The sequence below is a fragment of the Actinoallomurus acanthiterrae genome (assembly GCF_054775715.1).
The window spans coordinates 4,243,989-4,270,635 of sequence record NZ_BAAHCO010000001.1 but is presented as its reverse complement, the minus strand read 5'-3'; the positions used below and the strand labels follow the sequence as shown (position 1 = coordinate 4,270,635).

Below are 26,647 nucleotides of genomic sequence, written 5' to 3'. Positions count from 1 at the left end.
CCTGTGCACCGGGGCACGCCAGGCAAGGGGTCAACGCGCGTCAGGCGGCGCTTTCCGATTCTCGGCGGGAGCCAGGTCTATTCACGATTGTGCAGGTCACGCTACTCTTCCGGCGATGGCACGACACCGCAGTGACCCCCGCGGCGGCGCGCGCATCACGCTCGCCGTCACGACGGTGGTCGTGGCGCTCGCCCTATTGACCGTGGGCGCCTACGCCTTGGCCGGCGCGCTTCGCACCAAGTCCGGTGCGACCGATGCGGCCTCCGCGGGCGCGTCGTCGTCATCTTCGGCGAGCTCATCGTCGTCGGCCCGGCCGCCGGTGCTGACGATCACCGTCACCGGAAAACAGTGCGACATCTTCGTCAGCACCCCCGGCAACGCCGACATCCTGGTCAACCGGACCTTCGAGCATGGGGAGACGTTCATCGCCGACCAGCCCCGCCTGCAGGTCGCCCTCAGCGATGGCGGTGCGGTCGAGATCCGCGTCAACGGCGTACGCCGCCCGGCCGGCAAGCCGGGGCAGCAGCTGTCCTTCATCGCGACCAACGACGGCAGCAAACCCACCTGACAGCGGCCTCCCCGAGGTCACCTCGTAACGAGACTGATCTTCACCGTCGGCCTCATCCGGTCGCGAGGAGACGGGCGGGGTCGTTCATGACGCGTTCGACGACGAGGGCTGCTGCGCCCAGGGCGGCGGCGTCGCCGCCCAGGCGTGAGACGGTCAGCCGGGGAGGCGCGCCGCGGACGATGCCGGTGCCGCGCGCGAGCGCCGCCTCCACCGCAGGGTTCGCCCAGGGGGCGAGCGCGGAGAAGATGCCGCCGAGCACGATGGTGTCCGGGTCGAGGAGGTTGACGGCCGCGCCGAGTGCCTGCCCGAGCGCCTCGCCCGCGCGCCGTACCGCGGACAGCGCCCGTTCGTCGCCGTCGCGCAGCAGGGCCATGAGGGCGGCGAGCGGACCGTCGGGGCCGGCGGTGGACGTGGCCGTGACGTCCGGGATGCCCGCGGCCCGCAGGATCGCCTCCTGGCCCGCGATCTGCTCCAGGCAGCCGCGGCCGCCGCACGCGCAGAGCGGGCCGTCCGGGTCGACGACGACGTGGCCGAGTTCGCCGGCGAAGCCGTGGGCGCCGCGGAACACCCGGCCGTCGACGACGATGCCCGCGCCGACACCGATCTCGCCGGAGACGTGGACGTACGAGCCGAGGTCGGGGCCGTCGCCGAACCACAGCTCGCCGAGGGCGGCGAGGTTCGCCTCGTTGTCCTGGTCGGCGGGCAGCGCGAGCGGTGGGAGACCGGCGGTGAGCAGTTCCTCGGCGGCGACGTCGCGCCAGCCGAGGTTCGGCGCGGTCCGTACCCGGCCGCCGGCCCGGTCGAGGGTGCCCGGCAGCGCGACCACCGCGCCGGCGACCGTCAGGTCCTGCTCCCCCGCCGCGGCGATCGCCGTCTCGGCCAGGGCCGTCAGCGCGCCGATGACGCGCTCGGGGTCGCGGCGCCGGTTGTCGGCGGCGACGATGTGCCGGTGCCGGATGCGCCGCCCGAGGTCGAGCACGCACGCGGCCAGGTAGTCGACGTTGACCTCCAGGCCGAGGCCGGCGACACGGTCGCCGTTGACCGAGACGGCCGTGGCGGGACGGCCGCGCTCACCGTCGCGTACGGGACCGTCCTCCCGGACCAGGCCGGCGTCCTTCAGCGCGGCGACGAGACTGGATACGGTGGTCTTGGTGAAGCCGGTCACGTCGGCGAGGCGGGCGCGGCTCACCGGTTGCCGGCGGGAGATCTCGCCCAGCACGACGGCCAGGTTGCGGGCGCGCATCGTGCCGTGCCGGACGGGCGTGATCTCATTGCGCATGTTCACAGACTAATCATTGAGCATCCCCCCTGTTGACACTTGGCACCTGCGGGTTTTAATTAGTCCAGAGCCTGAACGAATTGAGGAGACGACATGTTCGAACCCACCCCTGAGGACAAGTTCACCTTCGGGCTGTGGACCGTCGGCTGGCAGGCGCGCGACCCGTTCGGCGACGCCACCCGGCCGCCGCTCGACCCGGTGGAGGCGGTGCACCGGCTCGCAGAGCTCGGCGCCTATGGGGTGACGTTCCACGACGACGACCTCCTCGCGGTCGAGCCGGACCGGGACAAGGCGATCGCGGCGTTCCGTACGGCGCTCGACGAGACCGGTCTCAAGGTGCCGATGGCGACCACGAACCTGTTCACCCACCCGGTGTTCAAGGACGGCGCGTTCACCTCCAACGACCGCGACATCCGCCGCTACGCCCTCCGCAAGGTGATGCGCAACCTCGACCTGGCCGCCGAGCTGGGCGCGAAGACGTACGTGTTCTGGGGCGGGCGCGAGGGCGCCGAGTCCGACGGCGCCAAGGACGTACGGGTGGCGCTCGACCGGTTCCGGGAGGCCATCGACCTGCTCGCCGCGTACGTCACCGACAAGGGCTACGGCATCCGCTTCGCCCTGGAGCCGAAGCCGAACGAGCCGCGCGGCGACATCCTGCTGCCCACGATCGGCCACGCGCTGGCGTTCATCGGCTCGCTGGAGCACTCGGACATGGTGGGCCTCAACCCCGAGGTCGGGCACGAGCAGATGGCCGGGATGAACTTCGTGCACGGCATCGCGCAGGCGCTGTGGCACGGCAAGCTGTTCCACATCGACCTGAACGGCCAGCACGGACCGAAGTACGACCAGGACCTCGTGTTCGGCCACGGCGACCTGAAGAGCGCGTTCTTCCTCGTCGACCTGCTGGAGAACGGCGGGTACGAGGGGCCGCGTCACTTCGACTACAAGCCGGCCCGTACGGAGGACATCTCCGGCGTCTGGGCGTCCGCCGCCGCGAACATGCGCACCTACCTCATCCTCAAGGAGCGGGCCCGCGCGTTCCGCGCCGACCCGGAGGTGCAGGAGGCGCTCGCCGCGTCCCGCGTCGACCAGCTCGCCGAGCCGACCCTCGCGGCCGGCGAGACGTACGAACACCTGGCCGAGGACGACTTCGACGTCGAGGCCGCGGCCGAGCGCGGGTATCACTACGAGCGTCTCGACCAGCTGGCGGTCGAGCACCTCCTCGGCGCCCGGTGACCCGGAGGCGCTGATGAGCACGTTCGTGACGGAGGCCGGAGCATGAGCACGCCGGTGGCTGGAGTCGAAGGCTCGTGGCCGGAGCCGAAGGATGAGCACGCTCGTGGCGGGGGTCGAAGGATGAGCAGGCTCGTGGCTGGAGCCGAGATGGGCAGGCTCGTGGCTGGAGCCGAGAGATGAGCACGCTCGTGGCCGGGGTCGACTCGTCGACCCAGTCGTGCAAGGTGGTGGTGGCCGACGCCGCCACCGGCCGGGTCGTACGCGCCGGTCAGGCCCGGCACCCGGACGGCACCGAGGCCGATCCCGCCGCCTGGTGGGACGCCCTCGGGCAGGCCTCCGAGGACGCGGGCGGCCTGGGCGACGTCGCGGCGATCGGCGTCGCGGCGCAGCAGCACGGCATGGTGTGCCTGTCGGACGCCGACGAGGTCGTACGGCCCGCGCTGCTGTGGAACGACACCCGTTCGGCCGACGCGGCCCGCGAACTGGTCGACGAGCTCGGTGGCCCGGCCGAGTGGGCCGACGCCGTCGGCCTCGTGCCGGTGGCGTCGTTCACGGTGACCAAGCTGCGCTGGCTGGCCCGGAACGAACCGGACGCCGCCGCCCGTACGGCGTCGGTGTGCCTGCCGCACGACTACCTCACGTGGCGGCTGACCGGCGAGTTCGTCACCGACCGGGGTGACGCGTCCGGCACCGGCTACTGGTCCCCCGCGACCGGGGAGTACCGGCCCGACCTGCTGGAGCTGGCGTTCGGGCGGGTCCCGGCGCTGCCGCGCGTCCTGGGTCCGGCCGAGGCCGCGGGCCGGACGCCCGCCGGCGCGCTCGTGTCGGCCGGGACCGGCGACAACATGGGCGCGGCGCTCGGGCTCGGCATCCGGCCGGGCGACGTGGTGGTGTCGCTGGGCACGTCCGGGACGGTGTTCACCGCGGCGGAGCGGGCGTCCGCCGACGCCGCCGGGGACGTCGCCGGGTTCGCCGACGCGACGGGCCGGTTCCTGCCGCTCGTCTGCACGCTGAACGCCGCCCGCGTGCTCGACGCCGCCGCGGCCCTGCTCGGCGTCGACCACCACGAGGTCTCCCGCCTGGCGCTGTCGGCGCCGCCCGGCGCGGACGGCCTGGTGCTCGTGCCGTACCTGGAGGGCGAGCGCACGCCGAACCGGCCGGACGCCACCGGCTCGGTACACGGCCTGCGCCTGGCCACGTCCACGCCGGCCCACCTGGCACGGGCGGCGATCGAGGGCATGCTGTGCGGCCTCGCCGACGGCCTCGACGCACTCCTCGCCCAGGGTGCCCGGGTCGAGCGGGTGCTGCTCATCGGCGGCGCCGCCCGCTCGGAGGCCGTACGCCGCATCGCGCCGACCGTCTTCGGCCGGCCGGTGCTGGTCCCGCCCACCGGCGAGTACGTCGCCGAGGGCGCTGCCGCCCAGGCCGCCTGGGCGCTGTCCGGAGCGGCCGAGCCGCCGCGCTGGGAGCGCGAGGGCCTGGAGACGTACGAGGCCGACGCGGTCCCGTCCATCCGGGAGCGCTACGCCGAGGCCCGCGACCACGTCCTGTCCCGCTGAGCCGTACGGCGGCGGTTCCCCTGCGGCGGCAGGGACCGCCGCCGGTGGGATGATCGGTTGATGATCACTTCGTTGCCCGGCGCCGGTGTGGCCGTCGAATGACCACCGCGACCCGCCTCGCCCGGCCCGGTGATCTCCCGGCGGCCCTGGAGGTCTGGCGGCTCGCCAACACCGCCAGGGGCAAGACGCCCGGCCCGGACCGCGTCGCGCGGGTTCAGACAAAGCTGGCCGACCCGGCCGGCCTGGTGGTCGTCGCCGAGCGCGCCGGGGAACTCGTGGGCATGGCGGCGGCCGAGCCGGGCCGGGCGGAGGACGGCGCGGGCGGAGTCGTACCCGGGTTGTGTCACATCTCCATGGTGTTCGTCCGCCCCGACCACTGGGGGAAGCGGATCGGGGAGCTCCTGCTCGACGCGGTACGCGAGGAGGCGCTCCGCCAGGGCCACACGTCGCTGCAACTATGGACCGGAGAGGGTAACGACCGTGCCCTTCGCCTCTACGACCGGAACGGTTTCCGGCTCAGCGGTCGTACGGGGCGTCTGAGCACCGGCGAGCGGATCGTCCACCTGACCCGGTCGCCGTAGCACAATGGCCCCTATGGCGAGTTGAAGAGCGCACGGCCGGCACCGTCCGCAGCGCTGGCGCAAGGTGGACCTGTCGAGCTTCGTCCGTGATGGCGACCGTTGGGTGTGCGCTGCCTGCGACATGGCCGTGCGCTCGTACCGGTACCGCTACTACCCGCCCGAATCGGAGTTCTACGAACGCTGCATCGGGCTCTCCTGGTGCTCCGGCTGCCACGTCTACACCGGAACCATGGTCCATGTACCACGCCGTGAGACGCTCACCGATGCGCTGGCCTCCCTCCCGGTCGAGGAGCGGGACCGCCTTCGACACAGCGAGGTCCGCCTGATCGAGTACCTGGACCGTCGTACTTCGTGATCATTGGCGGTCACCGCCCGATCAGAGCCCCGCCGTCAGAACAACAGCTCGTACGTGCCGTCCCACTCGTTGAGGAGGACGTAGTCCGGCACGGTCCGCGACCAGGCGGCGTGCAGCCGCCTGATGAGCTCCGGACGCGGCAGCAGGTCGAGGCCGAGCGCCTCGGCGACCGTCGCGCTGTCGTCGTCGTAGTCCGGTTCGTACGTCAGCCACTCCCGGTGGAACTCCTCGGCCTCGGCGATGGTCGCCTCAAGACCTCCGGGGCGGTCGAAGTGGCAGTCGTGCCAGGTGGGCAGGCCGACGATGAGGGTCAGCGCACCGCGCAGGTCGTCGGCCAGGAGGGCGGCGCTCCCCTCGGAGTCGGCGTACAGGACCGGCCGGTCCTCTCCGGGGCCGTCCCCGCACAGGAAATAGGTGCCCCCCGCGCCGCACCCCGCGACCGGCTCCAGCTTCGCGCCCGACGCGAGCCTCACGAGCTCGACGTGATCCGCCCCCTTCAGATCGAACTCGAACCCGTCCATGAGGCCATCGAGCGCACGGTCTTGGCGAATACGGCTCAGCAGCGGAGATACGTGATCGACCATGGCGCGCACCGTACCAACGGGGTCCGTCAGGAATCGGCCGGCTTCGTGGCGCCGACGAGCCGAGTGCCCATCCACGGCCCGCCCCACCACATCCGCGCGCCTCGGCGACCACCGCGCTGTCGTCACCGTAGCCCGGTCGGCCGACTTGATGTTTTGACTTCCTCACCCTCCTGGAGGAGGGAGTCCCGTCGGCCTTGCGGCCGATCCGGCTTACGCCGGGCGCCTCGCGGCGCGGGTTTCCTGTTTCAGCGCCGGCGGCGGAAGGGAGGACCCTTGCCGTCTTACACCAGCTCCACAGGCATCACCAGGGCTCTCCCCGGCTACGGCTCGACCAGCCGCAAGGATGTTCTTGGCCGCGTTGATGTCCCGGTCATGCCGGGTACGGCAGCCCGGACACGTCCAGCGCCGGGTGGAAAGACTCAGCCTGGCGAGCAGATGCCCACAAGCCGAGCAGGTCTTGGAGGAGGGGTACCAGCGGTCGATCACGACCAGGCGCCGTCCGGCACGTTCGGCCTTGTACTCCAACTGCCTGCGGAACTCCCCCCACCCCGCATCGCTGATGACCCGCGCCAGAGCGCGGTTCTTGACCATGTTCTTGATCGCGAGGTCTTCGATGACGATGATGTCGGCCCGACGGACGAGGTTGGTGCTGGTGCGGTGCAAGAAGTCGGCGCGGGCGTTACGGACTTTACGGTGAGCGCGGGCGACCTTCGCCTTGGCCTTACGCCGGTTCATGCTCCCGGACTGGCAGCGGGCCATACGTCGCTGGTAGCGGGCGAGGTTGCGGGCCTTGCGCTCCAGATGCCGGGGGTCGGCGATCCGCTGTCCATCGGAGGTGACCGCGAAGTCCTTCACACCGAGGTCGATACCGATGATGTGTCCGGCGGTCTCCGTGGGCTCGGGGGCGTCGGTCTCGATGGCGAACGTGACATACCAGCGGCCGTCCGGATCTCGGGAGATGACGACCATGGTGGGGTTGAGCGTGGACACCTCGACGTCGTCGAAGGACCACACGAACCTCAGCGGCGTGGTGGTCTTGGCCATGTGCAGCTCGCCGTTGTTCATGCGGAACGCCGAGCGAGTGTAGTGCGCGGTCTGCCGGGAGTTGCGGGTCTTGAACCGCGGGTATTTGGCGCGGCCGGCGAAGAAGTTCGCGAACGCCGTTTGCTGATGCCGCAGCGTCTGTTGCAGTGGAACCGACGACACCTCGGACAAGAACGGCGTACGGCCCGCGGGCCCTCGACGCGACCGGACGGCTCGCCGACGGCTGGATCCCGTCGTACGGGTTCGCGCCGCCCCAGGAGGCGGTGCGCATGCGCGACCGCGTCCTCGCCGCGGCGGCCGACGCCGGCCGCGACCAATCGGACATCACCTGCGTGTACAACGTGCCCGTCTGGATCGACGGGCCCGCCTCGGTTCCGGGAACGGTCACCGGCTCGGTCTCAGCGGTCACCGACCGCCTCCTCGAACTGGCCGCGCTCGGCTTCACCTCGATGAACTTCATGCTCCCCGAAGACGACGCCCGCTCGCAGGCCGAGCGCCTCGCCGGCGACGTCCTGCCGGCGCTGCGCTCCGCGACCGGCTGAGTCGTCAGCTGAGGGTGGTGGCGTCGCCGATGGCCTCGTCGAGGATGGCCAGGCCGAGGGAGATCTCCGCTTCGGTGGCGGTCAGCGGCGGCGCGATCCGGAACACGCCGCCCATGCCCGGCAGCTGCACGATGTTCATGTGCAGGCCGAGCTCCAGGCAGCGCCGGGTGACCAGCGCGCCGAGCTCGTCGGAGCCGCGCTGCGTCTCGGGGTCCGCGACGAGCTCCAGCCCGGCCAGCAGGCCGCGGCCGCGGACGTCCCCGACCACCCGGTGCCGCCGCGCGATGTCCTCGAGGCCGACGCGCAGGAGGCCGCCGAGCGCGGCGGCGCGCTCGTCCAGCCGGTCCCGGGTCAGCACGTCGAGCACGGTGTTGCCGACCGCGGCCATCATCGGGTCCGCGACGTGGGTGGTGAAGAACAGGAAGCCGCGCTCGTGGGCCTCCTGCTCGATCTCGGCGCTGGTGAGCACCGCGGCGAGCGGAAGTCCCGCGCCGAGGGTCTTCGACAGGGTGAGGATGTCCGGGACGACGCCGTCGCGCTGGAACGCGTACCAGGCGCCGGTGCGGCACAGTCCGGTCTGGGCCTCGTCGAGGATCAGCAGCATGCCGCGCTCATGGCATTTCTCCCGTAGCGCGGCGAAGTAACCTTCGGGCGGTTCGATGACCCCGCCCGCGCTGAGGATCGGCTCGACGATGCAGGCGGCGAGGCTGCCGACGGACTGCGCGTCGATCAGCTCGAAGCCGAAGTCCAGTTGCCGCCGCCAGTCGAGTTCGCCGTCGGCGGTGGTGAAGTCGGGCCGGTACGCGCTGGGCACGGGGATGGCGAAGTTGCCCGGGGTGGCCGGGCCGTAGCCCTTGCGGCCCGCGCTGTACGTGGCGGAGGCCGCGGCCTGCGTCATGCCGTGCCACGAGCGGGCGAAGGACACGATCTCGTGCTTGCCGGTGACGAGCTTGGCCAGCCGGATCGCGGCCTCGTTCGACTCGCCGCCGGTGGTCAGCAGCAGGGCCTTCTCCAGGGGAGGCGGCAGCGTCTCGGCCAGCCGCCGGGCGAGGTCGACGACCGGACGGCTCAGCATGCCGCTGAAGAGGTGGTCGAGCCTGGCCACCTGCTCCCGTACGGTGGCGACGATCTCCGGGTGCGAGTGGCCGAGGATCGCGCTCATCTGACCGGAGGTGAAGTCGAGGATCTTCCGGCCGTCCTCGGTGTACAGGAAGCTGCCGGCGGCGCGGTCGATGATCTCGCGGGTGAACGCGCCGGCACCGGCGTAACGCACGAGGTGCCGGTCGGCGTCGGCCCAGAAGGCTTCGGTGGACGACGGGGCGGAGGTCGGAGCAGCCATGTCCCCGACCGTAAGAGCCTGCCGAGCGACACGTCCATCTCACGATTCCGGCGGTCCTGTTCGGAAGAACCGCACAACAATGGGCTCGTGATGTTCAATCCATGGCGGCTTCGGCTGCTGGTTCAGCTGGACACCCTGGGCACCGTACGCGCGGTCGCCCAAGCCGCGAACCTGAGCGCGTCGAGCGTGTCCCAGCAGTTGTCCGTGCTGGAGGCCGAGACGCACACGCGGCTGCTGGAACGCACCGGGCGGCGGGTCCGGCTCACGCCCGCCGGGCTGATCCTGGCGCGGCGTGCCCGGGAGATCCTCGACCACATGACCGCGGTCGGAGCGGAGCTGCGCGGCCTCGGCGAGGAACCGTCCGGGCTCGTCCGGCTGGGCGTGTTCCAGAGCGCGATCCACAGCCTGGCCGTCCCGGCGGTCACCCGGCTCGCCGATGCGTACCCGCATCTCGACGTCGAACTGCTGCAGCTGGAACCGCACGAGAGCATGCCCGCCCTGCGCGTGGGCGACGTCGACGTGATCATCACGACCACGGACTTCGTCGAGCAGCCGCTGGGACCCGACCTCGACATCGTGCCGCTGGCCACCGACCCGATCGTGCTGGTGATGCCGCCCGGCCACCCCGCCACGGGCCGCGGCCCGGCCGACCTGGCCGCCTTCGCGGACGAGCCGTGGGCGTTCGACATGCCCCAGTCCTACATGGCGAACCTGGCCACCCGCCTGTGCCGCGAGGCCGGGTTCGAGCCGCGGGTGGTGTGCCGCTTCAGCAACTACCTGCTGACCACGCAGCACGTCGAAGCGGGCCTCTCCATCGCCCTGCTGCCCGGCCTGGCCGTCGACCCCCGGTACCGGGTCGCCACCCGCGACCTCGCCGCCCCGGTCACCCGGACCATCACCGCGGCGATCCGCCGCGGCTCACCGCCGCGGGCGGCCGTCAACGTCGTCCTCGACGCCCTGCGCCACACCCCGGACCACCCTGAACTGACGCCACCGGCCCTTCCGGGCGACTGAGGGTCGCCAGGCCGCGACGTTTGTCGCCGCGGGGTACCGGAAAATCAGCACGTGGAGGGGAATCACATGACGCATGACCAGGACGGCCACTCCGTCACCACCGTCCAGCTGAACCACACCATCGTCTACGCCACCGACCGGCGGCGGTCGGCCGAGTTCATCGCCGGGATCCTGGGCTTGGAGGTCGGCGCGCCGTTCGGGCCGTTCCTGCCCGTCGACCTCGGCAACGGCGTGACGCTCGACTACTGCGAGAAGCGCGACGAGCCGGTCCAGCCGCAGCACTACGCGTTCCTCGTGCCGGAGGAGCGATTCGCCGAGATGATCGCCCGCTTGGAAGCGGCCGGCGTCACGTACTACGCCGACCCCCACCACACCGAACCCGGCCGGGCCAACGACCTTTTCGGTGGCCACGGCGCGTACTTCGACGACCCGGACGGCCACAACATGGAGATCATGACCCGGCCCTACGCACGCCCGTAGAAGACCGTCGAGCGCCCCACGGCCCCTGGAGAGGCGTATCGAATGCTCGGTGACCGCCACCGGAAGCCGGATAACGCCTTGTCGCCGGCCACCGCGTCGGGCCGGGTTCGAGGATGTCCTGCGGGCCCGCGTACCCGGATCTTGCCGAGTACGGGGATGAACTGCGGGCTGTCGCCTGCCTGTCCTGCGGTCAGCAGGAGGGCCAGGGGGACGGCATTTGCGGTCGGCGGCCAGACGGACCTTGCTGGTCTGCCCGCCTCGGGACCGGCCCTGGTGTTCGCGGTGCGCTCATCTATCCGGGACCACACCCCGCGACATCTTCGGAGCGTTCCTACGGCGTGCGACGGGCGGTCCCGAAGATGCCCCGGCCGCGCCGGTCCTGGCCGCGTTACCGCAGGTGAAGCCACCAGGTGATGCCTTCGCCGATCGGCGTGAACCCGCACGTGCCGTACAGCAGGCGGCCCTCGTCCGTCGCGTTCAACACCGCCTGCGCCGCTCCGGCTCGCCGCGCCGCGGAACACACCGTCCGCAGCAGGCGGGTTCCCAGTCCGCGACGACGGAAGCGTGGCCAGACCTCCATGTCGAACACCCCGGCGACGCCATTCGGGCCGCCGTCGTAGAACGACCAGGCACGTCCGGCGAACCGTCGGGGCCGGTCAGACGAAGCAGGATGCGTATATGCGGCCGCGTACCACGCCACCCGCGGTTCCCGCCGCGCCAACGCCAGCTGGTCACGGTAGTCGGCGTACTCGCCGTCGTAGTCGAGCGTGTCCGTCTGGAGCTCGATGCGGTCGTCCATGTCGCCTTCGTCGCCGGTGACCGCCGCCAGCGATGCCGCCATCCACCGGATCGGCCAGCCGCGATCGAATCCGCACTCCCGCAGCACCGACGGATCGACGCCCGTGCTCAGCCACGCGCCGACCAACGGCCGCCCGCGAGCCAGCGCCTCCTGAACCCCGCGCCGGACCGCCGACGTGTCGAGCTCGCCCGGGAACATCAGATTCAAACCGTCGGGACCGTCCGTCCAGGTCAGCGCACCATCGTCCCATGACTCGCCGCCGAGCGCCTCGGCCCGCGCCCGGAACCAGGAGGTCTGAACACGTTCGCAGTCCTTGACCATCACCCGCGACACCGTACCCACGAGGACCGACCGGTCGCGGGGCATCGCCACCCGCTACAACCCCCGACAGCTACCTCGCCGGCCTGCACCTGCGCGCATCGATGATCTGGATCGCAGACCTCACCCACACCACCGGATGATCACAACCGAATACGGGCCCTAAGGCGGGTCAACATTGAGATCATGACGCGACCCTACGTACGCCCGTACAGGCCGCCGGGTCCCGAGCCGGGCCGCCCGGCCGCCTAGCGCCGTAGGTCCGACGGACGAGGGCGTATCGGTCCCTGGGCCGGTGCGCACCGACGGACCCGTGGTCGACGATCGGGGACATGGACGGCAACGGCACGCTGGAAGAGGCCTACGAACGGCTTCATCGAACCGGACCGGAGTTCGAAGGCTGGCTCACCAATCATGGGCCCATGGCGGTGGAGGCGATGGTCCGGCACGGGCATGCGCCGCAGGTCCACCGCTGGCTCGACGTCTACTCACGCCGACTGGACGATCTCCCACGCGGCTCCTCGCCCATCACCGCCGACGACTGGCGTTCGGCGCTGGGAGACCCACGTCGTCTCGGCGACTGGCTCGCGTTCTTCGGGCGCGAGGTAACGGAACGCCCCTGGCGTACGGTGCTGGAGACCTGGTGGCCGCGGCTGCTCCCGGGCATCGCGGCCGGCGCCACCCATGGAGTGATCCGTACCGGCCACGCGGTCCATGCCCTGCTCGACCACGAGGACGGGCCCCTCCTGGCCGAGCTCGGCCAGGCCCTCGGCTACTGGGCGGCTCGCTGGCAGCAGGTCCCGGGATTCACCGCGCCCTCCGGCACCGCCGACCCGACCGCGGCCCTCGCCGCCGTCCCGCGCATCCCCGAGCCCAAGATGGGCATCAACAACCGGCTCGGCCAGCTCACCGACCTCACCGGCTGGACGGCTGCGCTCTCCGCACTGCGACCCGCCCCCGACGCGCAGCAGGCCCGGGATCTGCTGGCCGGTCTGACCACCGCCGCCACCATGCACTACCTTCCCAACGCGCACGGCTCGGCCGTCATGCTGGTCCACTCCGCGACCGCGCCCACGGCCGTGCTCCGCACCTTGCCCGCGCTGCCACGCACCCAGTGGGCCGAGAGCCTGTACGCCGCCTGGGCCGCGAGCGCGGCCGTGACCGCCGCGTACACCCCCGCCGCACCCGCGCCCAGGCACAGCCTGCCCACCGCACCGGACTCGGCGGAGGAGGTGTTCGCCCGTGCCGTCCGGCACGGGGACGAGCATGTCATCAAGCTCGCCGACACCTGCCTGGACGTCCATCGGCGAACGGGCGACCCCGACGCCCTCGCCGCCGTCATCCGCTCCACCGAACTGATCGACGAGCTCTGACGGGCGGTCCGCTCAGGCTCTGACCCCGTAGCCGCCCAGGGACGGCTCGAGCAGGTCGAAGGCTTGGTCGGCTTCCGCTGCGAGCACCTGGAAGATCTCGTCGTGCGGCCGGCCAGGCTGCGCCTGGCGCCTTCGGCGAACAGCACCCGGTGAACCGACGCCAGCTGGGCCGCCACGATCCGCTGCCGCGCGTCGTCCACGCCGGTCTCGGCGGCGATGGCGTCGCCGAGCGCCTGCTCGCGCAAATCGGCGATCTCCAGGGCCCGGCCGGTGAGCACGTGGCTGTTCTGGACCATCCGGGCGAACGCCGCGGTGGGCACCCCGAGCGTGGCGTCGCCCGCCGCGATGCGCTCGGCGTAGTCACGGCGGATCGCCGCGAGCAGGCTCTCTCCGGGAGCGCGCGCGGCGACGGCATCGGCCAGGCTGCGGATGACCACCTCAGCGCGGTCGAAGACCAGGTCCTCCTTGCGCGGGAAATAGTTCGTGACGGTCATCTTCGACACCCCGGCCGCGTCGGCGACCTGGGCGATCGTCACCTCGTCGAAGCCCTTGGCCTCGAACATCTCCATCGCGACGCCGGAGATGGCCTGCCGGGCCTCCTGCTTCCAGCGCTCCCGCAATCCCGTGGGCATGCTGGCACGGTACCACTATGTAGGTCGGACCAACTTATTATGTTTGACATAATAATTATGTCCGACCTACAGTCCATTCCATGTTCGATGAGACGACTGAACGCCGGGCGATCCTCGAGCTCGGCCGAGGCCTGCAGGACGCCTGGAACCGCAACGACGCCAAGGGCTATGCGTCGCTGTTCACCGACGACGCCGACTTCGTCGCCTGGACCGGGGAGTACGGACAGGGCCGACAGGCCATCGAAGACGGTCATCGACCACTCTTCGAAGGCCCGCTGGCCGGCTCCCGGATGGTTCTGGTGGATGACGACGCGGATTCCGCTCGCCCCGAGTCGCTACGGTTCGTCCGCCCGGATGTGGCGATCATGGTCACCTCGGGCGTGGTGACGCTCGCCGACCAGAACGCCACCGGCGCGGACCACGAATCCGTGCAGACCTTCGTGCTGACCAAGACCGACGGCCATTGGCAGGCCGCGGCCTTCCACAACACCCGCCGGCAGCTGTGATCGGCCTGGCCGCGCAGGTTTCATGACCTCTCACGTAATCGCCACGGGATCTCCACGCCCTCATCGGCGTCGTCTTCTACGACACCCTCGGCACCTTCCCGCACGCCTTCGCCGCCGGGCTCATCCTGCCGATCGTCCTGGACCTGCTGGTCGCAACCCTCGTACAGGCCCTCCCCCGCTCACGGTGAGACGCGCGTCCCCAGGCCGGGCGACCCGGCATCCGGACGGCCCCCCGACCTCCCGCCTCGACGCGCCCGCGTCGAGGCGGATCGGATCTGGCAAGGCCGGTACCGTCCACGTATGACCCGCGAGGACGAGACAGCAGCCACTTCGCTGCCTACCCCAGGGACCGCCAGCGCGATGCTCAGCGACCTGTTGTGGGAGGTTTCGGCGTATGTCGAACTTCTGGGCGAAGCCACGCTCGTTGATCTGCCGATCAGCACGGCGTCGAGCGGGATGCTCATGACCATCTACGCCGAACCCGGCATCACCGTCGCCGAGATGTCCCGCCGCAAGCCGAGAACCCAGCAGGCCATCAGCCAGACCGTCGCCCGCCTCGAGAAGATGGGGCTGGTCGAACGCCGCCTGAAAGCGGGCCGCGGTGTCGGCCTGCACCTCACAGGCGAGGGCCGGAGCATGGCCGAACAAGCCTTCGAGCGCGAACGCTCAGCCGACGAACAGCTACTCGGGATCCTCGGCAAGAAGAACCACAATGCCCTGCGCAAACTGCTCATCGAAAGCCGTGACCTACTCCGCCCCGAACGGTAGCCGTCCGCGGCCGTCGAAAGGCCGACGATGACAATCCCGATGACTTCGACGGGCCGCACGGGCTTCCGCCGCTCGATCTGAGCCTCCCCGCGCGACAAGGTATCTACAACAGGATCTTGTTTCCACAAGTCCTTGTTTGAACAAGATCTTGTGTTAGCCTTGCCATCATGGTCGCACCGGAGAGCCGACCGCGGAAAGCCCTGGCACCGGTCGCGGTCTGCGCCGGAGCACCTTCGACCACAAGTTGAACGAGCGAGGGTGCCTCATCGCCGACAGCAATGCCGCCGATCCATGCCCAGCGCCACGGAAGGCGTTTCCGTTCGCGCGAAGGCACGGATAGTCATGTCGCAAGTAGCGAAGCAGGAGTGTTGCGATGGTCCACGAATCCCTCGTCGACGTCATCAGCCTCAGCGGTCGTCGCGCCGTGGTTACCGGGGCAGGGTCCGGCATCGGACGGGCGACTGCCGTCATCCTCGCGAAGGCCGGTGCTTCAGTTCTTGCTCTCGATATCAACAAAAAAGGCCTCTCGGAAACGAAGGCCGTCGCTTTTCGGTCGTCAGACATGGAGATCGACGTCGCAACAGTCGATGTTTCGGACTATGCCGCGATCGAGAGCGTCTTGAGCGACGAGAACCTCGACATAGTTGTCAACTCGGCCGGCATCATGGCACCGGACTCGCTCGCGACGACCAGCAGTCAGGATTGGGATCGCGTGCTGGCGGTGAACCTGACGGGGTACTTTAACGTGCTCAAGTCCGCCGTTCCTCACATGAATTGCCCTGGCAGCATGATTCAGATATCCTCGATGATGGGACATATCGGCCTCGCATTTCCAGCCTACACGGCCACGAAAGGGGCAATTCTGTCCCTTTCGCGGCAGCTCGCGGGCGAGCTCGGCCCGGACGGCATCCGGGTCAACTCGGTGAGCCCCGGAATGATCCTGACTGGGATGACGCAGGATAATCTCTCCGACGACGACCAACGTGATCACATCGCCGACCGCACCCCGCTGCGCACGGTGGGTGCACCGGAGGACATCGCCAACGCGGTTCTCTATCTCGCGAGCGACCTGTCCGCATTCGTGACGGGCACGGACATCCTGATCGACGGCGGTCTGATCTCCACCCTTAATTTGTGAATCGGATTGGGGCGGTACTTCTTCACGGTGACGCTGAGCGTGTGAGCGGAAAGAGCTGGACCGGCTACGCCGTCAGTGTGGCCGAGGACCGAAGCGAAGCTCGTGAAGAACCTCGGCGACGACCAGGAGCAGGACGACGGCGAACACGACCCACCATTTGTACCCGTGAACGGCCTGCCGGCGCGACGCGCGCCGAGCCGATCGGGTGACCGGCCGGCGCGCGCCGAGGGCCGACGCCGGTGGAGCGGCGAACCAGCGTGGCAGGGTTGATTCAGGCGGATAGCCCGCGGCGACGGCCTCCACCAGTTCTTCGCGGCAAGCCCCGCACACCCGTAGATGTTCGATCACCTCCGCGACCTCTCCGTCGCTCAGCTCATAGGACAGCAGTCGAGGAAGATCTCTCACGAAGTGCGGGGCTGCCGGCTCGACCAGATCCGGGGCGGTCGGTGACTCTTTGAGCACGGGTACTCCTGGTCGGTGCGAGCGATCACCGAGGCGGTACGAGCTGAGCAGGCGTGGGCTAGCGGGGCCCGGGCACGCGGTAGACCTGGTCCGCGGGAGGCGCCGTGACGTTCACCCGCAGGCCGAAGTCCGAGAAGTCGGTCACATCGTGGTAGTCGCCGCTGTGGCCTCCGGACTTCTTGCCCGAGGCGTCGACGTGGTCGACGAGGGTCAGGCGGCGGATCCGGTCCTGCTGATCGACGTCGACGGTTCCGGTGCCGGTCTCCGACTTTCCTGGGCGGACCAGGCTGAAGGAGTAGCGGTGTCCGGTCCATCCGGGGCCGGAGACGCGGCCCTCATCGCGCACGCCGGCGGCGGACCTCAGCGCCTCGAGAGCCCGCTGCGGATCGTGCATCGTCAGGTAGAGGAAGGGGTGTGGGGCGAGCGTCCGCGAACGGGGAATCTCGACCTTCGGGAGGGCGAGCCAGCGTTTGCCGTGCGACCGCATCTCCTGGAGCAGTCTCGACTCGTTCCGGCTCGGCGCGGGTCCGAACACGGCGTTGTCGTACGTCTGCGACCCGATCTGACGGACCTCGTGGCCGTCTTGCGTCACCACCCGGCTGTTGCCGTGCGCCGCGTCGAATACGCCATCCATGATGTCCGTGCCTCCCGGGTAGTTCACCACGGCGTGGACGCGGTAGCCGCCGATGTTCGAAGTACGCGTGATGGCGGCATTCATCCGTGCCTGTGCCGACGGGGTGGCGACGACGTCGGACGTGGCCACCGCGGCGACCGTGGCGGCCGCCGTCACGGCGAGGGTGGCCACTGAGGGTACGAGCACCCTGCGCCGGCGGGTCCTGCGCCGCACGGCGGTGAGCAGCCGGAGCTCGGCCGACGGATCCGGCCCGTCGGCGGACGCCTCGACGAGCAGCGTCCTGATCTCGTGCGTTTTGTGATCCATGCTCGACTCCTCATCTGTCTTCGGCCGCGCTGGCCGGGAAATCTCTTTCATCAGGAATCACGCGTTGGAGTCATCGGCCGGTTGACCGTCGAATCGATGAGTTCTTCTCGCGGCTCGGGGATTTCATCATCGAGCAGCGTGCGCAGTTTCTGGATTCCCCGGTGCGCGTGCGTCTTCACCGACCCCGCCGAACACCCCAGCAGTTCGGCGACCTTCGCCTCTGACAGATCCTCGAAGAAACGCAATACCAGCACGGCGCGCTGCCGCGGCGGCAAGGCCAGCAGTGCCTGTCTCAGGACGACCGCCCAGGTCCGCTGGTCTTCACCGTCAGTCTCGACCGGCCGATCCGGAATGTCCTCGACCGGCCGCTCCCCGCGCCATCGCGTCCGCCACCATGACGTATGGAGGTTGATCAGAATCCGGCGAAAATACGCGTCCGGTTGTGTTTTGGTGTCCAGACCCGGCCACGCCCTGTGCAACTTGACCAGCGCGGTTTGTACGAGATCCTCCGCCGCGTGCCAATCTCCCGTCAGCAGCACCGCCAACCGCAGATGGCGCCTCACGTGCTCCCGCACGAAAGCTTCGAACTGTTCCTCTGTTTCCCGTGTCCTCGATCGGAGCACGCCCACACCCTTCGCCGTCTCTCCGCCTGCTCCCCTTGACACGCCACGGCCCCGCGAAAACGTTGACAACGCCGGGCGGCATTCCGGCTTGCGATCCGGCGTCGACATGCCACGGCCAGAGGCGGACACTGAGGTGCGCCCTCGGGCCACGGCTGGTTCGATTGCCTTCGTGTACGAGGCGCTGGAGTGGGTCGGACGCCGGGTGGCCGACGGGGGTGTCGTCGAGCGGTCGTTTCGGCTCGTCCGGGCGGCGGGCACCGTTCCGGGCGTGCTGTGGCTGCCGCCTTCGGTCTCCGCCCCTCCCCTGGTCCTGCTGGGGCACGGGGGCAGCGGGCACAAGCGAAGCGAACGGATCGTCAGCCGTGCCCGATGGTTCGCGTCCCAGGCCGGCCTCGCGGCACTGGCGATCGACGGGCCGTACCACGGCGACCGCGTTCCCGCCCCGATGGCCGCCGAGGAGTATCAGCCGCGCATCGCGGCGGAGGGGATCGAGGTCGTCCTCGATCGGATGACCGGGGAATGGCGGGCGACCGTGGACGCCCTCGGGACTCTCGGCATCGTGGACACGTCCCGCCTCGGGTATCTGGGAATGTCCATGGGGACGCGGTTCGGTCTTCCCCTCGCGGCCGCCCTGGGCGACGAGCTTCGCTGTGTGGTCTTCGGGAAGTTCGGCCTACGGCAGTGCGCGGCCATGGACAAGGGCCTGGCCGTGCCGGAACGGGTCGCGAAGGACGCCCGGCGGGTCACCGCCCCCGCCCTCTTCCACCTCCAGTGGGACGATGAAGTCTTCCCTCGGGACGGCCAACTGGACCTGTTCGACCAACTGGGATCACAGGACAAACAACTGGTCGGCTACTCCGGTACGCACAGCGAGACCAGACCTACGGCGACCGCAATCTGGCGCGACTTCATCTCAGACCATCTGGCCGCCGGCACCTGACTCCCGACTACTTGACCGCCTTCTCCGCCACAGCGACCTCTACGCACGCACCACCGTTCTCTCCGCTGCGCGTCGACTTCCGCCAGTCAGTGATCAGACCCATCGCCCCTCCGTTCTCCAGAGCAAACCGCCACCTCGACGCACGCACCGCCGTTCTCGGCACTGCAACGGGATTTACGCCAGCCGGTGATCAGACCCATGGCTCCTCCACTGCTGGTGGTGATGCCGACTCTGGAGCCGTGACCTGACTACTTGGCCGCGTTCTCCACCACGCCGACCTCTACGCACGCGCCGCCGTTCTGTGCGCTGCGCTTGGACTTACGCCAGTCAGTGATCAGGTCCATCGTTCCTCCACTGTTCTACGAATGAACTCGATTGACTCGTGCTGTGACATGGCGAACGATCGGACAGACTCCCATGCGCCCGAGAGGATGGAGACATCTTCCCGGGTACTGGTAACGAGTCCACGCACCGCCGTCTCCAGATACGCCACGTCGCGTCCGTCCACGGTCGCAAGGATGAACGCTCCTGCTGATTGCGGGTTCGTCTCCGAGCGTACAACCTGAAGCGTGAGACGAGGTCCTACGGAGTCGACGAGATGAATTAACTGATCCTGCATTATTTTGGCCCCTCCTACGCATCGATAAAGGACTGCTTCGTCGAGGACGAAGTGCAGCATCGGAGGCACTGGGGAATCTCTGGTCAGAATCTGCTGGCGCTCCATCCGCGCCGCTATGGCTGCCTGGTCGCCTCCGAGTAGGACGGCAGCGTAAGCCTCCGTCTGGAGAAGTCCGGGGATGTTCGACAGCTCGACCCATCTGAGGACGTCGGCGGTGGTCTCGACGTCGCGCCACTCGCGGAACCACTGGGGCGTGGGGTCGATGTCGAGTTGCTTGCAGACCTCCATGAGGATGCCGGCCGGGACGTGGAGCGCCTCCTCGATGGCCGCGATCTGGTCGGCCTTCGGGAGCAGCCGCCCGGTCTCCAGGGCGCTCATCCACGGCTCGCTGTAACCGAGGAGGTCGGCCAGCTCGCGCTGACGCAGCCCGGCCGCGTCGCGGTATCGCCGGATTTGACGTCCGAGAGTGACCAGCGCCGGGCTCGGCATCCTGCCCATTTTTGTCCCCTTTCGCCGGACCGTAGCGCGCATTACCCTGCGCCGCTACACCGTTGCCTTGCCGTGACAAGCGTTTGAATGCGTTCCGATCATAAGTGGTCAAGGGAATTCTGGGGGCACCATTCAGGAAAGGAACGCTGCCATGGAAGATCAGACGACCGAAAAGATACGCGCCTACGCGAAGTGGCTTACTCAGGCCTGCCGGATGGCCGGCCTCGACGCGGAACAGTACGGCGAGTCGGTATGGATCATCGCCGAGGACCACCGCCTGTCCGAGCAGGTCACCTGCGGACCGGACGAGAACGGCGCCCTTCGGTGGCTGTGGTCCTGGGGCAGACCGATCACTCACCTCCGCGACAGGACGCGGATCCTCACGCCGGATGAAGTCGACGAACTCGTCGCGGCGATCAAGAACGTCGTCTCCATTCAGGAACGTCGGTGATGACTCCCGAAGAAGAGCTCATGCGCTCGCTCTCGCGGCTACGGAAGTCGATCGACTCATTGACGGAGAAACCGCCGTCCTCGTCCACCGAGTTGCTCCAACTCGACTCCCTCATCCGCAAGTATCCGGCCGCGGCGAGCATGAGTCTGAAATTCGCGCAGCGTATCCCCGCCGACCTTCCCGCGCCTCCGGGCTGGTCGCCGACCTCGAGTCTGAACGGCGTCCCGCTATGGGAGTGGCACGGCGACGGACCTGTCTACGTGGCGACCGCGGACCTGGACCGACTACGGTTCCTCGGCGTCGCGCTTTCCCACTTCGACCGCATGACCGCCGAACAACTCCGCGCCTACATCAAGGGATGACGGAAACTGTTCGCGTCGGGCGTCGCGGAAGGGCGTACGGCATCGGCGGCATCCATCGCGGGTAGGTTCGTCGCCGGAAGCGATCTCTTCACGGCCGGGTGAACGCGCATGGATTTCGGGCTCAACCTTCCCTCGTACGGCTCGGTGGCGTCACCTGGGACGATCGTCCGGTTCGCGGAAGAGGCCGAGCGGATCGGGCTCGGGGCGGTGTGGACGTTCGAGCGGCTGTTGCGCGTCGTGGAGCCGGTCTCGTACGGCGGGTTCGCGCCGCCGGCACCGCTGCCGAAGGCGTTCGCGACCGTCTATGACCCGCTGGAGACGCTCAGCTATCTCGCGGGGCGGACTAGCGGGATCCGGCTTGGCACCAGCGTGATCCCTGCCCCGTTGCACAGCCCGGTCGTGCTGGCCCGGCGGCTGGCGACGCTCGACGTGCTCAGTGGCGGGCGGCTGGTCGTCGGGATCGGGCAGGGGTGGATGCGGCAGGAGTTCGCGGCGGCGGGTGTGCCGCCGGAGCGGCGCGGGGCGCGGTTCGCGGAGCACGTCGCGGCGATGCGGGCGGTGTGGGGGCCGGACCCGGTGCGGTTCGACGGGGAGTTCTACGAGATCGCCGAGTCCCAGATCGGTCCGAAGCCCGTACGGCCGGGTGGGCCGCCGCTGCTCGCCGGTGCCGTCGCCCCGGCCGCGGTGGCGCGTGCCGCGCGGCTGGGGCTCGGGCTGAACCCGGTCGTCATGTCCTGGGAGCAGCTCGACGAGACGGTCGCCGGATTCCGGCGGGCGGCGGAGCAGGCCGGGCGCGACCCGGCGTCGTTGCCGGTCGTCGTACGGGTCAACGGCTCTGTCACCGCCAAGCCGCTCGACGAGCGGGCGCCGCTGACCGGATCGGTGGATCAGGTTCTGGAGGATCTGTCCCGGGTCCGGTCGCTGGGTGCCGAGCATGTGATCTGGGCGATGCGGACGCATCCGGACGCGCAGCTCGCGGTGATGGAGGACCTGCTGGCCCGGGCGCCGTCGTGATCCACGGCGCCCGGGCCGTCGCCCGTCAGCGGGCAGGGGCAGCGGCGGCCATCGCCTCGACCGCTTTCTCGGCCTGCTCCACGGTGTGCCGGCCGAGGCCGCAGGCCGTGGCGACGGCGTACGCCTCGCGGTCGGCTGCGGCCTCGAGGAGCCCCAGGCTCTCGACGCCGCCTCCGGGGTCGGTCGCGGCGGCGATGCCCGCGATGATCCTCCACTCGCGGTCGAGCCGCCGCAGCGGACGGTAGAACTCCTCCGTCCGGGGCGCGGGGTTCGCGCCGTACGCGGCCGGGAGGTGGACCGGCGGCAGCGGACGGCCGCGACGGCGGAGTCGGGCGGCGAGGAGGTTGAGGTACTGGACGGCCGGGCCGAGGTTGCGAGGGGCGAGGAGCTCGGTGTTCCCGAGGTTGCCGTAGCAGAGGTGCAGGATCACCTCCGCGTCCGCCGGGAGGCGGGCGAGCAGGCCGGCGACCTGGCGGGCCAGCAGCCGCGCGGCGAGGGACCGGCCGCCCGGCAGGCGCTTGGCCATGTCCATGCCGACCAGGACGGACGGGGTCTCCAGATGCCACACGACGTCCTGGCCGACCTCGGGGGTCAGCGCGGTGACCTCGTCCACGGTCGCCTGCGCGAACACCGGCAGGTACCGCAGGGACCGCCAGGGCCGGCCCTCGAACACGAAGATCGCCAGGTCGAGCGGGTTCGGCAGGCTGACCTGCAGCCGTACGTCGGCGAGTGCCGGGTCCTCGGCGCGCAGCGCGCGGAACTCCTCCAGGATCTCCCGGAGCCGGTCCTCGCGGTTCATCGACACGTCCGAGGGCCGCAGCTTGTGGCCGCGGCGCACGCCGTACGAGCGCATGTCGTCGTAGCCGGAGTACTCGCCGGGACGCTTGAGCGCGAACGCCGGCCGTTCGCCGAGGTCGCGCAGGTAGGCGACGATCCAGTCGGAGTCGAGGTCGCAGGGCAGGGCGGTCAGCCGATGGCCGTCGGCCTGGTCGGCGATCCACCGCATGGCCTGGCGCGGGGAGCCGCACAGGTCCGGCGGCAGACTTCCGACAAAGTGCATAGGACGTGACATAGCGTTACTTTGGCATGGAAGATCGATCCCGTGAAGATCACCCGCAGACGCGCCGCCGTGACACCGAACGGCCGCACACCACCGGGTCGCGTCTATTTACGGTCGGCGGAAGCGGGATCATTCGGACCCACCGTCTTTGCGGCGCCGCGCAGCGACAGACGATGATCCGATCTTGGGGCGAGCGAGGCGTCCGCCCATACGGAAAGGCGGAACGATGACGTCCCATGGCCGGGCCGTACGGCTCTCGGTGTCATCCGTGATCGTGGCGGCATTCGCGCTCACCGGCTGCAGCGGTGGCCACGCCGAACGGGCGCTACCGCCGGTCCGATCCGGCGCGGCGACGCCGATGGCGGCGCAGAATCCACTGGCGGTGCCGAAGCTGTCCGTGTACCCGGCCCTGCGGCCCGCGGGAACGCCGAAGTTCATCGTCGCGGCGGCCGGACCGGAGGCGGTGTTCGACCCGCCGAGTGCCAAAGAGGCGACCTCCTGGATCCCCGAGCATGCCGTCGTACTCGACGCGGAGACCGGGCGGATGCTCCACACGATCGAGTCGCCGCCGGGGATCTTCTCCTCGTGGTCGGTGGTCGCCGCGGCCCCGGACGACCGGACCTTCGTCATCGGCGGCACGACCGGACCGGGCGCCGGCTTCGCCTTCTACACGGTGCGGCTGGACGACCAGGGCCGGCCGGGGACCGCCCGCAAGGTCCTCGCACCGATGCCGACGGCGGGTCCGAACTCCGCCGACGGCGGGCTGGTGTGCGCGCTGAGCCCGGACGGCCGACGGCTCGCCTACACCTCGATGGCCACCGGTGGCGTCGTCGTCGTGGACATCGTCACGGGCGTGGTCCGCAACTGGGGCGATCGCGGGAAGCAGGTCACCGGTCTGAGCTGGGCGAAGGACGGGCGTCACCTGTGGCTGTGGACGGGGAACACCCTCAAGACGCTGGACGCGACGCAACCGGACGGCCAACTGGCGTCGGCGGTGCGGCCGGTCACCAACCTGCCCGACACGTTCGGCGGAGTGGTCACCCCGGACGACCGAGCGGTGATCGTCCTCACCGGGTCGAGCATCGAACGGCGCCCCTTGGACGCCGGGTCCGCTCGGACGCTCGCGCACCTACGGAACAGCGCGGATGGCCTGGGTGATCTGGCCCTGGACGGTTCCGGCCGGTTCGCGCTGTACACCCAAGGCTGGCGCATCTACCGCGTCGACCTCACCACCGGCCGTACGACGTCGTTCCCGGTTCCGACCGGGAAACGGCAGGGCAAGGGCGACGCACCGGGCGTCGCGTGGTGATCCACCGGCCTACGGCTTGCGGGCGTACCCCAGGTAGGTGACGACCGGGCGGTGGTCCGGGTCGAGGACGAAGGGGCACGCCTCGGCGATGTCGTCGTCGGTGATGCGGCCGCGCCGGCGGGCGAGCACCGCGGTGACGAGGTCGCGCGGGCGGGTCGGTTTGAAACCGCAGACGTCCTCATCGCGCAGGCCGTGGCGCTCGAGCACGCGGGCCACCTCGGCCGGTGGGCGCAGGCGCGCCGCGGCGTACCGCCCACGCGGCATGATGCGGGTCTGCGGAACGCCCTGGAAGGCGCCCAGATAGATGAGCCGGGACACGAGCGTCCGCGTGACCGTGTCGTACACCAGCACACCGCCGGGCCGCAGGACCCGGGCAGCATGCCCGACGACGCGGTCCAGGTCCGGCGTGATCTCGAACGTGTCGGCGTAGTAGGCGAGGTCGAACGATCCGTCCTCGTGGCCCAGGTCCTCGGCCGTGGCCGTCTCACAGCGAATCCGGTCGCCGTGCCGCTGCCGCGCCAGCGCCGTCGCGGAGGGCGACGGGTCGACGGCGGTGACGTCGAAGCCGAGCCCGCCGAGCGCCGCGGCCAGGTCGCCCCGGCCGCTGCCGACGACCAGCGCCCTTCCACCGTGCCGTTCCAGCACGCGCTGGACATACTCCACGCGCACCTTCTGAAAGGCGACCGCCCGGATGTGGCGTCCGTCGATCGCGTCGGGTGAGTCCAGTTCGATGTGCGGTGCCGCCATGCCACGCCTCCCGAGTAAGTTCCCTAAAGGAATCTAACAGATTTCCTTAGGGAACCCACGGGGTGTAGGTTCGGGGCGTGACCCGGACCCGACTCGCCGACGTGGCCTGCTCGATCGCGCGCGCGACCGACCTGTTCGGTGACGCCTGGACGGCGCTGATCATGCGTGACGTCATCACCGGTGTGACGCGTTTCGACGACCTCGCCCGCGACCTGGGAATCTCGCGGAAGGTGCTCGCCGCCCGGCTGGCCCGGCTCGTCGAGGAGGGTGTCCTCGTCCGCGAGCGCTACCAGGAGCATCCGCCGCGCGACGACTACCGCGCGACGCGCAAGGGCGAGGAGCTGTACCCCGTACTGCTCGCCCTGATGGAGTGGGGTGACCGCTGGTACGCCGATCCCGCCGGGCCGCCGGCCCGCATCCACCACCTCGACTGCGGCCACGACACGCACGCCGTGGCTGCGTGCGCGCACTGCGGCGAACCGCTCACCGTGCACAACACGACTCAGCTCCCGGGACCGGGCGGACGGGTCGGCCCCGGCACCCGCGTGCTCGGCCCGCTCATCGCCGCCCGCGGGGCCGACGCCCCCTCCGTCTGAAAAGCGGAAGGTCGGCAGTTCGACCCCGCCCCTGCCCACCGGTCAAGACCGGCACAAAACAGCGTCCGAGCTGCTCGAACAGGGCAGGGCGCCGTTCGGTGTGTGTCCGGTTGCATGCGACCGTCAACGAGTGATGGCGGATGACTGTGTCAGGTCGCTTTTATTCACTAATTGTAATCCGGTAGCCAACTTCGAACACATCCGCGCCACGGATCACTCGGTGACGCTCACGGCCATAACGGGTCCAGCCGACCGTCTCATAGAAGGCGCGAGCCCTCACGTTGTCTCGCAGCACCCACAAAACAGCGCTTTCGAACTTTCGGGTGGCGAGCGACTGGATCGCACACCTGTGCAACATACTCCCGATCCCCTGATGCCAAAACCTCTCGGCAACGTGCAGCGCCCGCAACTGGCCTGTGCTCACGGCCATATCGGCATCACTACAAGGACCGATCTCAGCGAAAGCGATCAAAGTGACAGCAGAAGGCGTTGCGTCCTCGGCGACGATGGTTACATTGGCCGGCTCACGCAAACTATCTCTCCATCGCTGCTCACGTTCGCGAATGTCGTAGTCGGCAAGAAGCGACTGCGGCAGGAGACCGCGATAGGCTGCACGGTAGGAGGCCAAGTGAAGCCGTGCGATGGTAGGTGCGTCAGCTTCGCAGGCTACTCGGATCGAAGGTTCGGCCACGGAGTCAAATATCCCTCTCGGTTCAGACAGAGGCAATCGCTCGCTCCGAATCAGGCAGTGAATACCCTCGCTAGCCCAGCTAGAGGGCCGCGAACTCTCTCGTTCGCGGTGTGGCACTTAACCCTTCCTAAGGGACACATGCCTTGATCATCGGGCGTGCCAGAGCGGGCGGCCTGCGGGCGGGCGCCCCTGCGGTGCTGAGGAGCAGGTCAGCGGCGGTTCGGAGGGC

General features: G+C 69.6%; 32 protein-coding genes and 3 pseudogenes. 18 read left to right on the top strand and 17 right to left on the bottom strand.

All coding sequences use genetic code 11. The annotated features are described in order from the left end of the window. The first annotated feature begins 115 nt into the window (after positions 1 to 115). Complete coding sequence (locus ACYVF7_RS20695; protein WP_460342905.1) at positions 116 to 568, top strand: hypothetical protein; 453 nt, start codon at positions 116 to 118, stop codon at positions 566 to 568. Between the two features lie 52 nt (positions 569 to 620). Here ACYVF7_RS20695 and ACYVF7_RS20690 read toward each other — a convergent pair whose 3' ends face one another. Further along, positions 621 to 1,847 carry an ROK family protein gene (locus ACYVF7_RS20690; RefSeq protein WP_460342902.1) on the bottom strand — a complete coding sequence of 409 codons (1,227 nt, stop codon included), beginning with the start codon at positions 1,845 to 1,847 and terminating at the stop codon, positions 621 to 623. A gap of 93 nt (positions 1,848 to 1,940) precedes the next feature. On the opposite strand from ACYVF7_RS20690, the gene xylA reads away from it, so the two are divergent. The 4 genes from xylA (at position 1,941) to ACYVF7_RS20670 (ending at position 5,578) form a co-directional block, all read left to right on the top strand. After that, the gene (xylA, locus tag ACYVF7_RS20685; protein WP_460342899.1) at positions 1,941 to 3,083 is read left to right on the top strand and encodes a xylose isomerase; all 1,143 of its coding nucleotides are present in this window, start codon (positions 1,941 to 1,943) and stop codon (positions 3,081 to 3,083) included. A gap of 176 nt (positions 3,084 to 3,259) precedes the next feature. Next, entirely contained in the window at positions 3,260 to 4,642 is a 1,383-nt protein-coding gene (gene xylB, locus ACYVF7_RS20680) for a xylulokinase (protein WP_460342896.1), read from the top strand. 98 nt (positions 4,643 to 4,740) lie between these two features. After that, on the top strand, positions 4,741 to 5,223 hold the full coding sequence (locus tag ACYVF7_RS20675) for a GNAT family N-acetyltransferase (protein ID WP_460342893.1): 483 nt from the start codon (positions 4,741 to 4,743) through the stop codon (positions 5,221 to 5,223). Between the two features lie 121 nt (positions 5,224 to 5,344). Further along, positions 5,345 to 5,578, top strand: a complete 234-nt coding sequence (locus ACYVF7_RS20670) for a hypothetical protein (protein ID WP_460342891.1) — start codon at positions 5,345 to 5,347, stop codon at positions 5,576 to 5,578. Positions 5,579 to 5,613: 35 nt separating this feature from the next. Here ACYVF7_RS20670 and ACYVF7_RS20665 read toward each other — a convergent pair whose 3' ends face one another. Both ACYVF7_RS20665 and ACYVF7_RS20660 read right to left on the bottom strand, forming a co-directional pair. Then, positions 5,614 to 6,162: a hypothetical protein gene (locus ACYVF7_RS20665; protein ID WP_460342889.1), complete on the bottom strand. Its 549-nt coding sequence runs from the start codon at positions 6,160 to 6,162 to the stop codon at positions 5,614 to 5,616. A gap of 210 nt (positions 6,163 to 6,372) precedes the next feature. Next, positions 6,373 to 7,380, bottom strand: a pseudogene (locus tag ACYVF7_RS20660) (RNA-guided endonuclease InsQ/TnpB family protein); the annotation flags it as partial. Between ACYVF7_RS20660 and ACYVF7_RS20655 the strand changes: the two are divergent. Further along, positions 7,353 to 7,748, top strand: coding sequence for an LLM class flavin-dependent oxidoreductase (locus ACYVF7_RS20655; RefSeq protein WP_460342886.1), 396 nt, complete (start codon positions 7,353 to 7,355; stop codon positions 7,746 to 7,748). The pseudogene ACYVF7_RS20660 and the gene ACYVF7_RS20655 sit on opposite strands and share 28 nt — an antisense overlap. 4 nt (positions 7,749 to 7,752) lie before the next feature. On the opposite strand, the gene ACYVF7_RS20650 is transcribed toward ACYVF7_RS20655, so the two are convergent. Continuing rightward, positions 7,753 to 9,087, bottom strand: coding sequence for an aspartate aminotransferase family protein (locus tag ACYVF7_RS20650; protein WP_460342883.1), 1,335 nt, complete (start codon positions 9,085 to 9,087; stop codon positions 7,753 to 7,755). 90 nt (positions 9,088 to 9,177) lie between these two features. On the opposite strand from ACYVF7_RS20650, the gene ACYVF7_RS20645 reads away from it, so the two are divergent. Together ACYVF7_RS20645 and ACYVF7_RS20640 are read left to right on the top strand one after the other, a co-directional pair. Next, on the top strand, positions 9,178 to 10,101 hold the full coding sequence (locus tag ACYVF7_RS20645; RefSeq protein WP_460358028.1) for a LysR family transcriptional regulator: 924 nt from the start codon (positions 9,178 to 9,180) through the stop codon (positions 10,099 to 10,101). A 66-nt stretch (positions 10,102 to 10,167) separates the two neighbouring features. Further along, positions 10,168 to 10,581, top strand: a complete 414-nt coding sequence (locus ACYVF7_RS20640) for a VOC family protein (protein ID WP_460342880.1) — start codon at positions 10,168 to 10,170, stop codon at positions 10,579 to 10,581. Positions 10,582 to 10,649: 68 nt separating this feature from the next. On the opposite strand, the pseudogene ACYVF7_RS20635 reads toward ACYVF7_RS20640, so the two are convergent. Both ACYVF7_RS20635 and ACYVF7_RS20630 read right to left on the bottom strand, forming a co-directional pair. Next, a pseudogene (locus tag ACYVF7_RS20635) lies at positions 10,650 to 10,851 on the bottom strand (IS5/IS1182 family transposase); the annotation flags it as partial. A 118-nt stretch (positions 10,852 to 10,969) separates the two neighbouring features. Continuing rightward, entirely contained in the window at positions 10,970 to 11,380 is a 411-nt protein-coding gene (locus tag ACYVF7_RS20630) for a GNAT family N-acetyltransferase (protein WP_460358025.1), read from the bottom strand. 650 nt (positions 11,381 to 12,030) lie between these two features. On the opposite strand from ACYVF7_RS20630, the gene ACYVF7_RS20625 reads away from it, so the two are divergent. Continuing rightward, positions 12,031 to 13,071, top strand: a complete 1,041-nt coding sequence (locus ACYVF7_RS20625) for a questin oxidase family protein (protein WP_460342877.1) — start codon at positions 12,031 to 12,033, stop codon at positions 13,069 to 13,071. A 509-nt stretch (positions 13,072 to 13,580) separates the two neighbouring features. Here the strand turns inward: ACYVF7_RS20625 and ACYVF7_RS20620 are convergent. Beyond that, a pseudogene (locus ACYVF7_RS20620) lies at positions 13,581 to 13,634 on the bottom strand (hypothetical protein); the annotation flags it as partial. A 149-nt stretch (positions 13,635 to 13,783) separates the two neighbouring features. Here ACYVF7_RS20620 and ACYVF7_RS20615 point away from each other — a divergent pair. The 3 genes from ACYVF7_RS20615 to ACYVF7_RS20605 all read left to right on the top strand — a co-directional run bounded on the left by ACYVF7_RS20615 (position 13,784) and on the right by ACYVF7_RS20605 (position 16,115). After that, positions 13,784 to 14,209 carry an SgcJ/EcaC family oxidoreductase gene (locus ACYVF7_RS20615; protein WP_460342874.1) on the top strand — a complete coding sequence of 142 codons (426 nt, stop codon included), beginning with the start codon at positions 13,784 to 13,786 and terminating at the stop codon, positions 14,207 to 14,209. A 300-nt stretch (positions 14,210 to 14,509) separates the two neighbouring features. After that, a complete protein-coding gene (locus ACYVF7_RS20610) occupies positions 14,510 to 14,977 on the top strand; it encodes a MarR family winged helix-turn-helix transcriptional regulator (protein ID WP_460342871.1) in 468 nt (155 codons plus the stop codon). Positions 14,978 to 15,350: 373 nt separating this feature from the next. After that, on the top strand, positions 15,351 to 16,115 hold the full coding sequence (locus ACYVF7_RS20605) for an SDR family NAD(P)-dependent oxidoreductase (protein WP_460342868.1): 765 nt from the start codon (positions 15,351 to 15,353) through the stop codon (positions 16,113 to 16,115). Positions 16,116 to 16,187: 72 nt separating this feature from the next. Here the strand turns inward: ACYVF7_RS20605 and ACYVF7_RS20600 are convergent, their stop codons facing one another. Genes ACYVF7_RS20600 through ACYVF7_RS20590 form a run of 3 tightly spaced genes read right to left on the bottom strand, consistent with a single transcriptional unit; the run spans position 16,188 to position 18,248 of the window. After that, on the bottom strand, positions 16,188 to 16,577 hold the full coding sequence (locus ACYVF7_RS20600; protein ID WP_460342865.1) for a hypothetical protein: 390 nt from the start codon (positions 16,575 to 16,577) through the stop codon (positions 16,188 to 16,190). A 58-nt stretch (positions 16,578 to 16,635) separates the two neighbouring features. Further along, positions 16,636 to 17,517: a hypothetical protein gene (locus ACYVF7_RS20595; protein ID WP_460342862.1), complete on the bottom strand. Its 882-nt coding sequence runs from the start codon at positions 17,515 to 17,517 to the stop codon at positions 16,636 to 16,638. Between the two features lie 50 nt (positions 17,518 to 17,567). Then, complete coding sequence (locus ACYVF7_RS20590) at positions 17,568 to 18,248, bottom strand: SigE family RNA polymerase sigma factor (RefSeq protein ID WP_460342859.1); 681 nt, start codon at positions 18,246 to 18,248, stop codon at positions 17,568 to 17,570. A gap of 61 nt (positions 18,249 to 18,309) precedes the next feature. Here ACYVF7_RS20590 and ACYVF7_RS20585 point away from each other — a divergent pair, with 61 nt between their 5' ends. Continuing rightward, complete coding sequence (locus ACYVF7_RS20585; RefSeq protein WP_460342856.1) at positions 18,310 to 19,080, top strand: dienelactone hydrolase family protein; 771 nt, start codon at positions 18,310 to 18,312, stop codon at positions 19,078 to 19,080. Positions 19,081 to 19,087: 7 nt separating this feature from the next. On the opposite strand, the gene ACYVF7_RS20580 is transcribed toward ACYVF7_RS20585, so the two are convergent. From ACYVF7_RS20580 to ACYVF7_RS20565, 4 genes are read right to left on the bottom strand one after another with little or no spacing between them, the layout of a single operon-like run. Further along, on the bottom strand, positions 19,088 to 19,183 hold the full coding sequence (locus tag ACYVF7_RS20580; protein WP_460342853.1) for a DUF397 domain-containing protein: 96 nt from the start codon (positions 19,181 to 19,183) through the stop codon (positions 19,088 to 19,090). After that, positions 19,167 to 19,280, bottom strand: a complete 114-nt coding sequence (locus ACYVF7_RS20575; protein ID WP_460342850.1) for a DUF397 domain-containing protein — start codon at positions 19,278 to 19,280, stop codon at positions 19,167 to 19,169. The genes ACYVF7_RS20580 and ACYVF7_RS20575 overlap by 17 nt, the downstream gene beginning before the upstream one ends. A 48-nt stretch (positions 19,281 to 19,328) precedes the next feature. Continuing rightward, complete coding sequence (locus tag ACYVF7_RS20570) at positions 19,329 to 19,424, bottom strand: DUF397 domain-containing protein (protein ID WP_460342847.1); 96 nt, start codon at positions 19,422 to 19,424, stop codon at positions 19,329 to 19,331. Continuing rightward, complete coding sequence (locus ACYVF7_RS20565; RefSeq protein WP_460342844.1) at positions 19,415 to 20,197, bottom strand: helix-turn-helix domain-containing protein; 783 nt, start codon at positions 20,195 to 20,197, stop codon at positions 19,415 to 19,417. Before ACYVF7_RS20565 ends, ACYVF7_RS20570 begins: the two co-directional genes overlap by 10 nt. Positions 20,198 to 20,339: 142 nt before the next feature. On the opposite strand from ACYVF7_RS20565, the gene ACYVF7_RS20560 reads away from it, so the two are divergent. The 3 genes from ACYVF7_RS20560 to ACYVF7_RS20550 all read left to right on the top strand — a co-directional run bounded on the left by ACYVF7_RS20560 (position 20,340) and on the right by ACYVF7_RS20550 (position 22,015). Beyond that, a complete protein-coding gene (locus ACYVF7_RS20560) occupies positions 20,340 to 20,639 on the top strand; it encodes a hypothetical protein (protein WP_460342841.1) in 300 nt (99 codons plus the stop codon). Further along, the gene (locus ACYVF7_RS20555; RefSeq protein ID WP_460342838.1) at positions 20,639 to 21,001 is read left to right on the top strand and encodes a hypothetical protein; all 363 of its coding nucleotides are present in this window, start codon (positions 20,639 to 20,641) and stop codon (positions 20,999 to 21,001) included. The genes ACYVF7_RS20560 and ACYVF7_RS20555 overlap by 1 nt, the downstream gene beginning before the upstream one ends. A gap of 108 nt (positions 21,002 to 21,109) precedes the next feature. Continuing rightward, positions 21,110 to 22,015 (top strand): TIGR03619 family F420-dependent LLM class oxidoreductase, encoded by a 906-nt coding sequence (locus ACYVF7_RS20550; protein ID WP_460342836.1) that lies wholly within the window; start codon positions 21,110 to 21,112, stop codon positions 22,013 to 22,015. A gap of 25 nt (positions 22,016 to 22,040) precedes the next feature. On the opposite strand, the gene ACYVF7_RS20545 is transcribed toward ACYVF7_RS20550, so the two are convergent. Beyond that, positions 22,041 to 23,075 (bottom strand): hypothetical protein, encoded by a 1,035-nt coding sequence (locus ACYVF7_RS20545; RefSeq protein ID WP_460342834.1) that lies wholly within the window; start codon positions 23,073 to 23,075, stop codon positions 22,041 to 22,043. A gap of 226 nt (positions 23,076 to 23,301) precedes the next feature. Between ACYVF7_RS20545 and ACYVF7_RS20540 the strand changes: the two genes are divergently transcribed. Next, positions 23,302 to 24,384: a hypothetical protein gene (locus ACYVF7_RS20540; protein WP_460342831.1), complete on the top strand. Its 1,083-nt coding sequence runs from the start codon at positions 23,302 to 23,304 to the stop codon at positions 24,382 to 24,384. A gap of 9 nt (positions 24,385 to 24,393) precedes the next feature. Here ACYVF7_RS20540 and ACYVF7_RS20535 read toward each other — a convergent pair whose 3' ends face one another. Then, complete coding sequence (locus ACYVF7_RS20535) at positions 24,394 to 25,131, bottom strand: class I SAM-dependent methyltransferase (protein WP_460342828.1); 738 nt, start codon at positions 25,129 to 25,131, stop codon at positions 24,394 to 24,396. A gap of 77 nt (positions 25,132 to 25,208) precedes the next feature. On the opposite strand from ACYVF7_RS20535, the gene ACYVF7_RS20530 reads away from it, so the two are divergent. Next, positions 25,209 to 25,727 carry a winged helix-turn-helix transcriptional regulator gene (locus ACYVF7_RS20530; RefSeq protein WP_460342824.1) on the top strand — a complete coding sequence of 173 codons (519 nt, stop codon included), beginning with the start codon at positions 25,209 to 25,211 and terminating at the stop codon, positions 25,725 to 25,727. A 160-nt stretch (positions 25,728 to 25,887) separates the two neighbouring features. Here ACYVF7_RS20530 and ACYVF7_RS20525 read toward each other — a convergent pair whose 3' ends face one another. Continuing rightward, positions 25,888 to 26,355, bottom strand: coding sequence for a GNAT family N-acetyltransferase (locus ACYVF7_RS20525; protein WP_460342821.1), 468 nt, complete (start codon positions 26,353 to 26,355; stop codon positions 25,888 to 25,890). Positions 26,356 to 26,647: the final 292 nt, after the last annotated feature.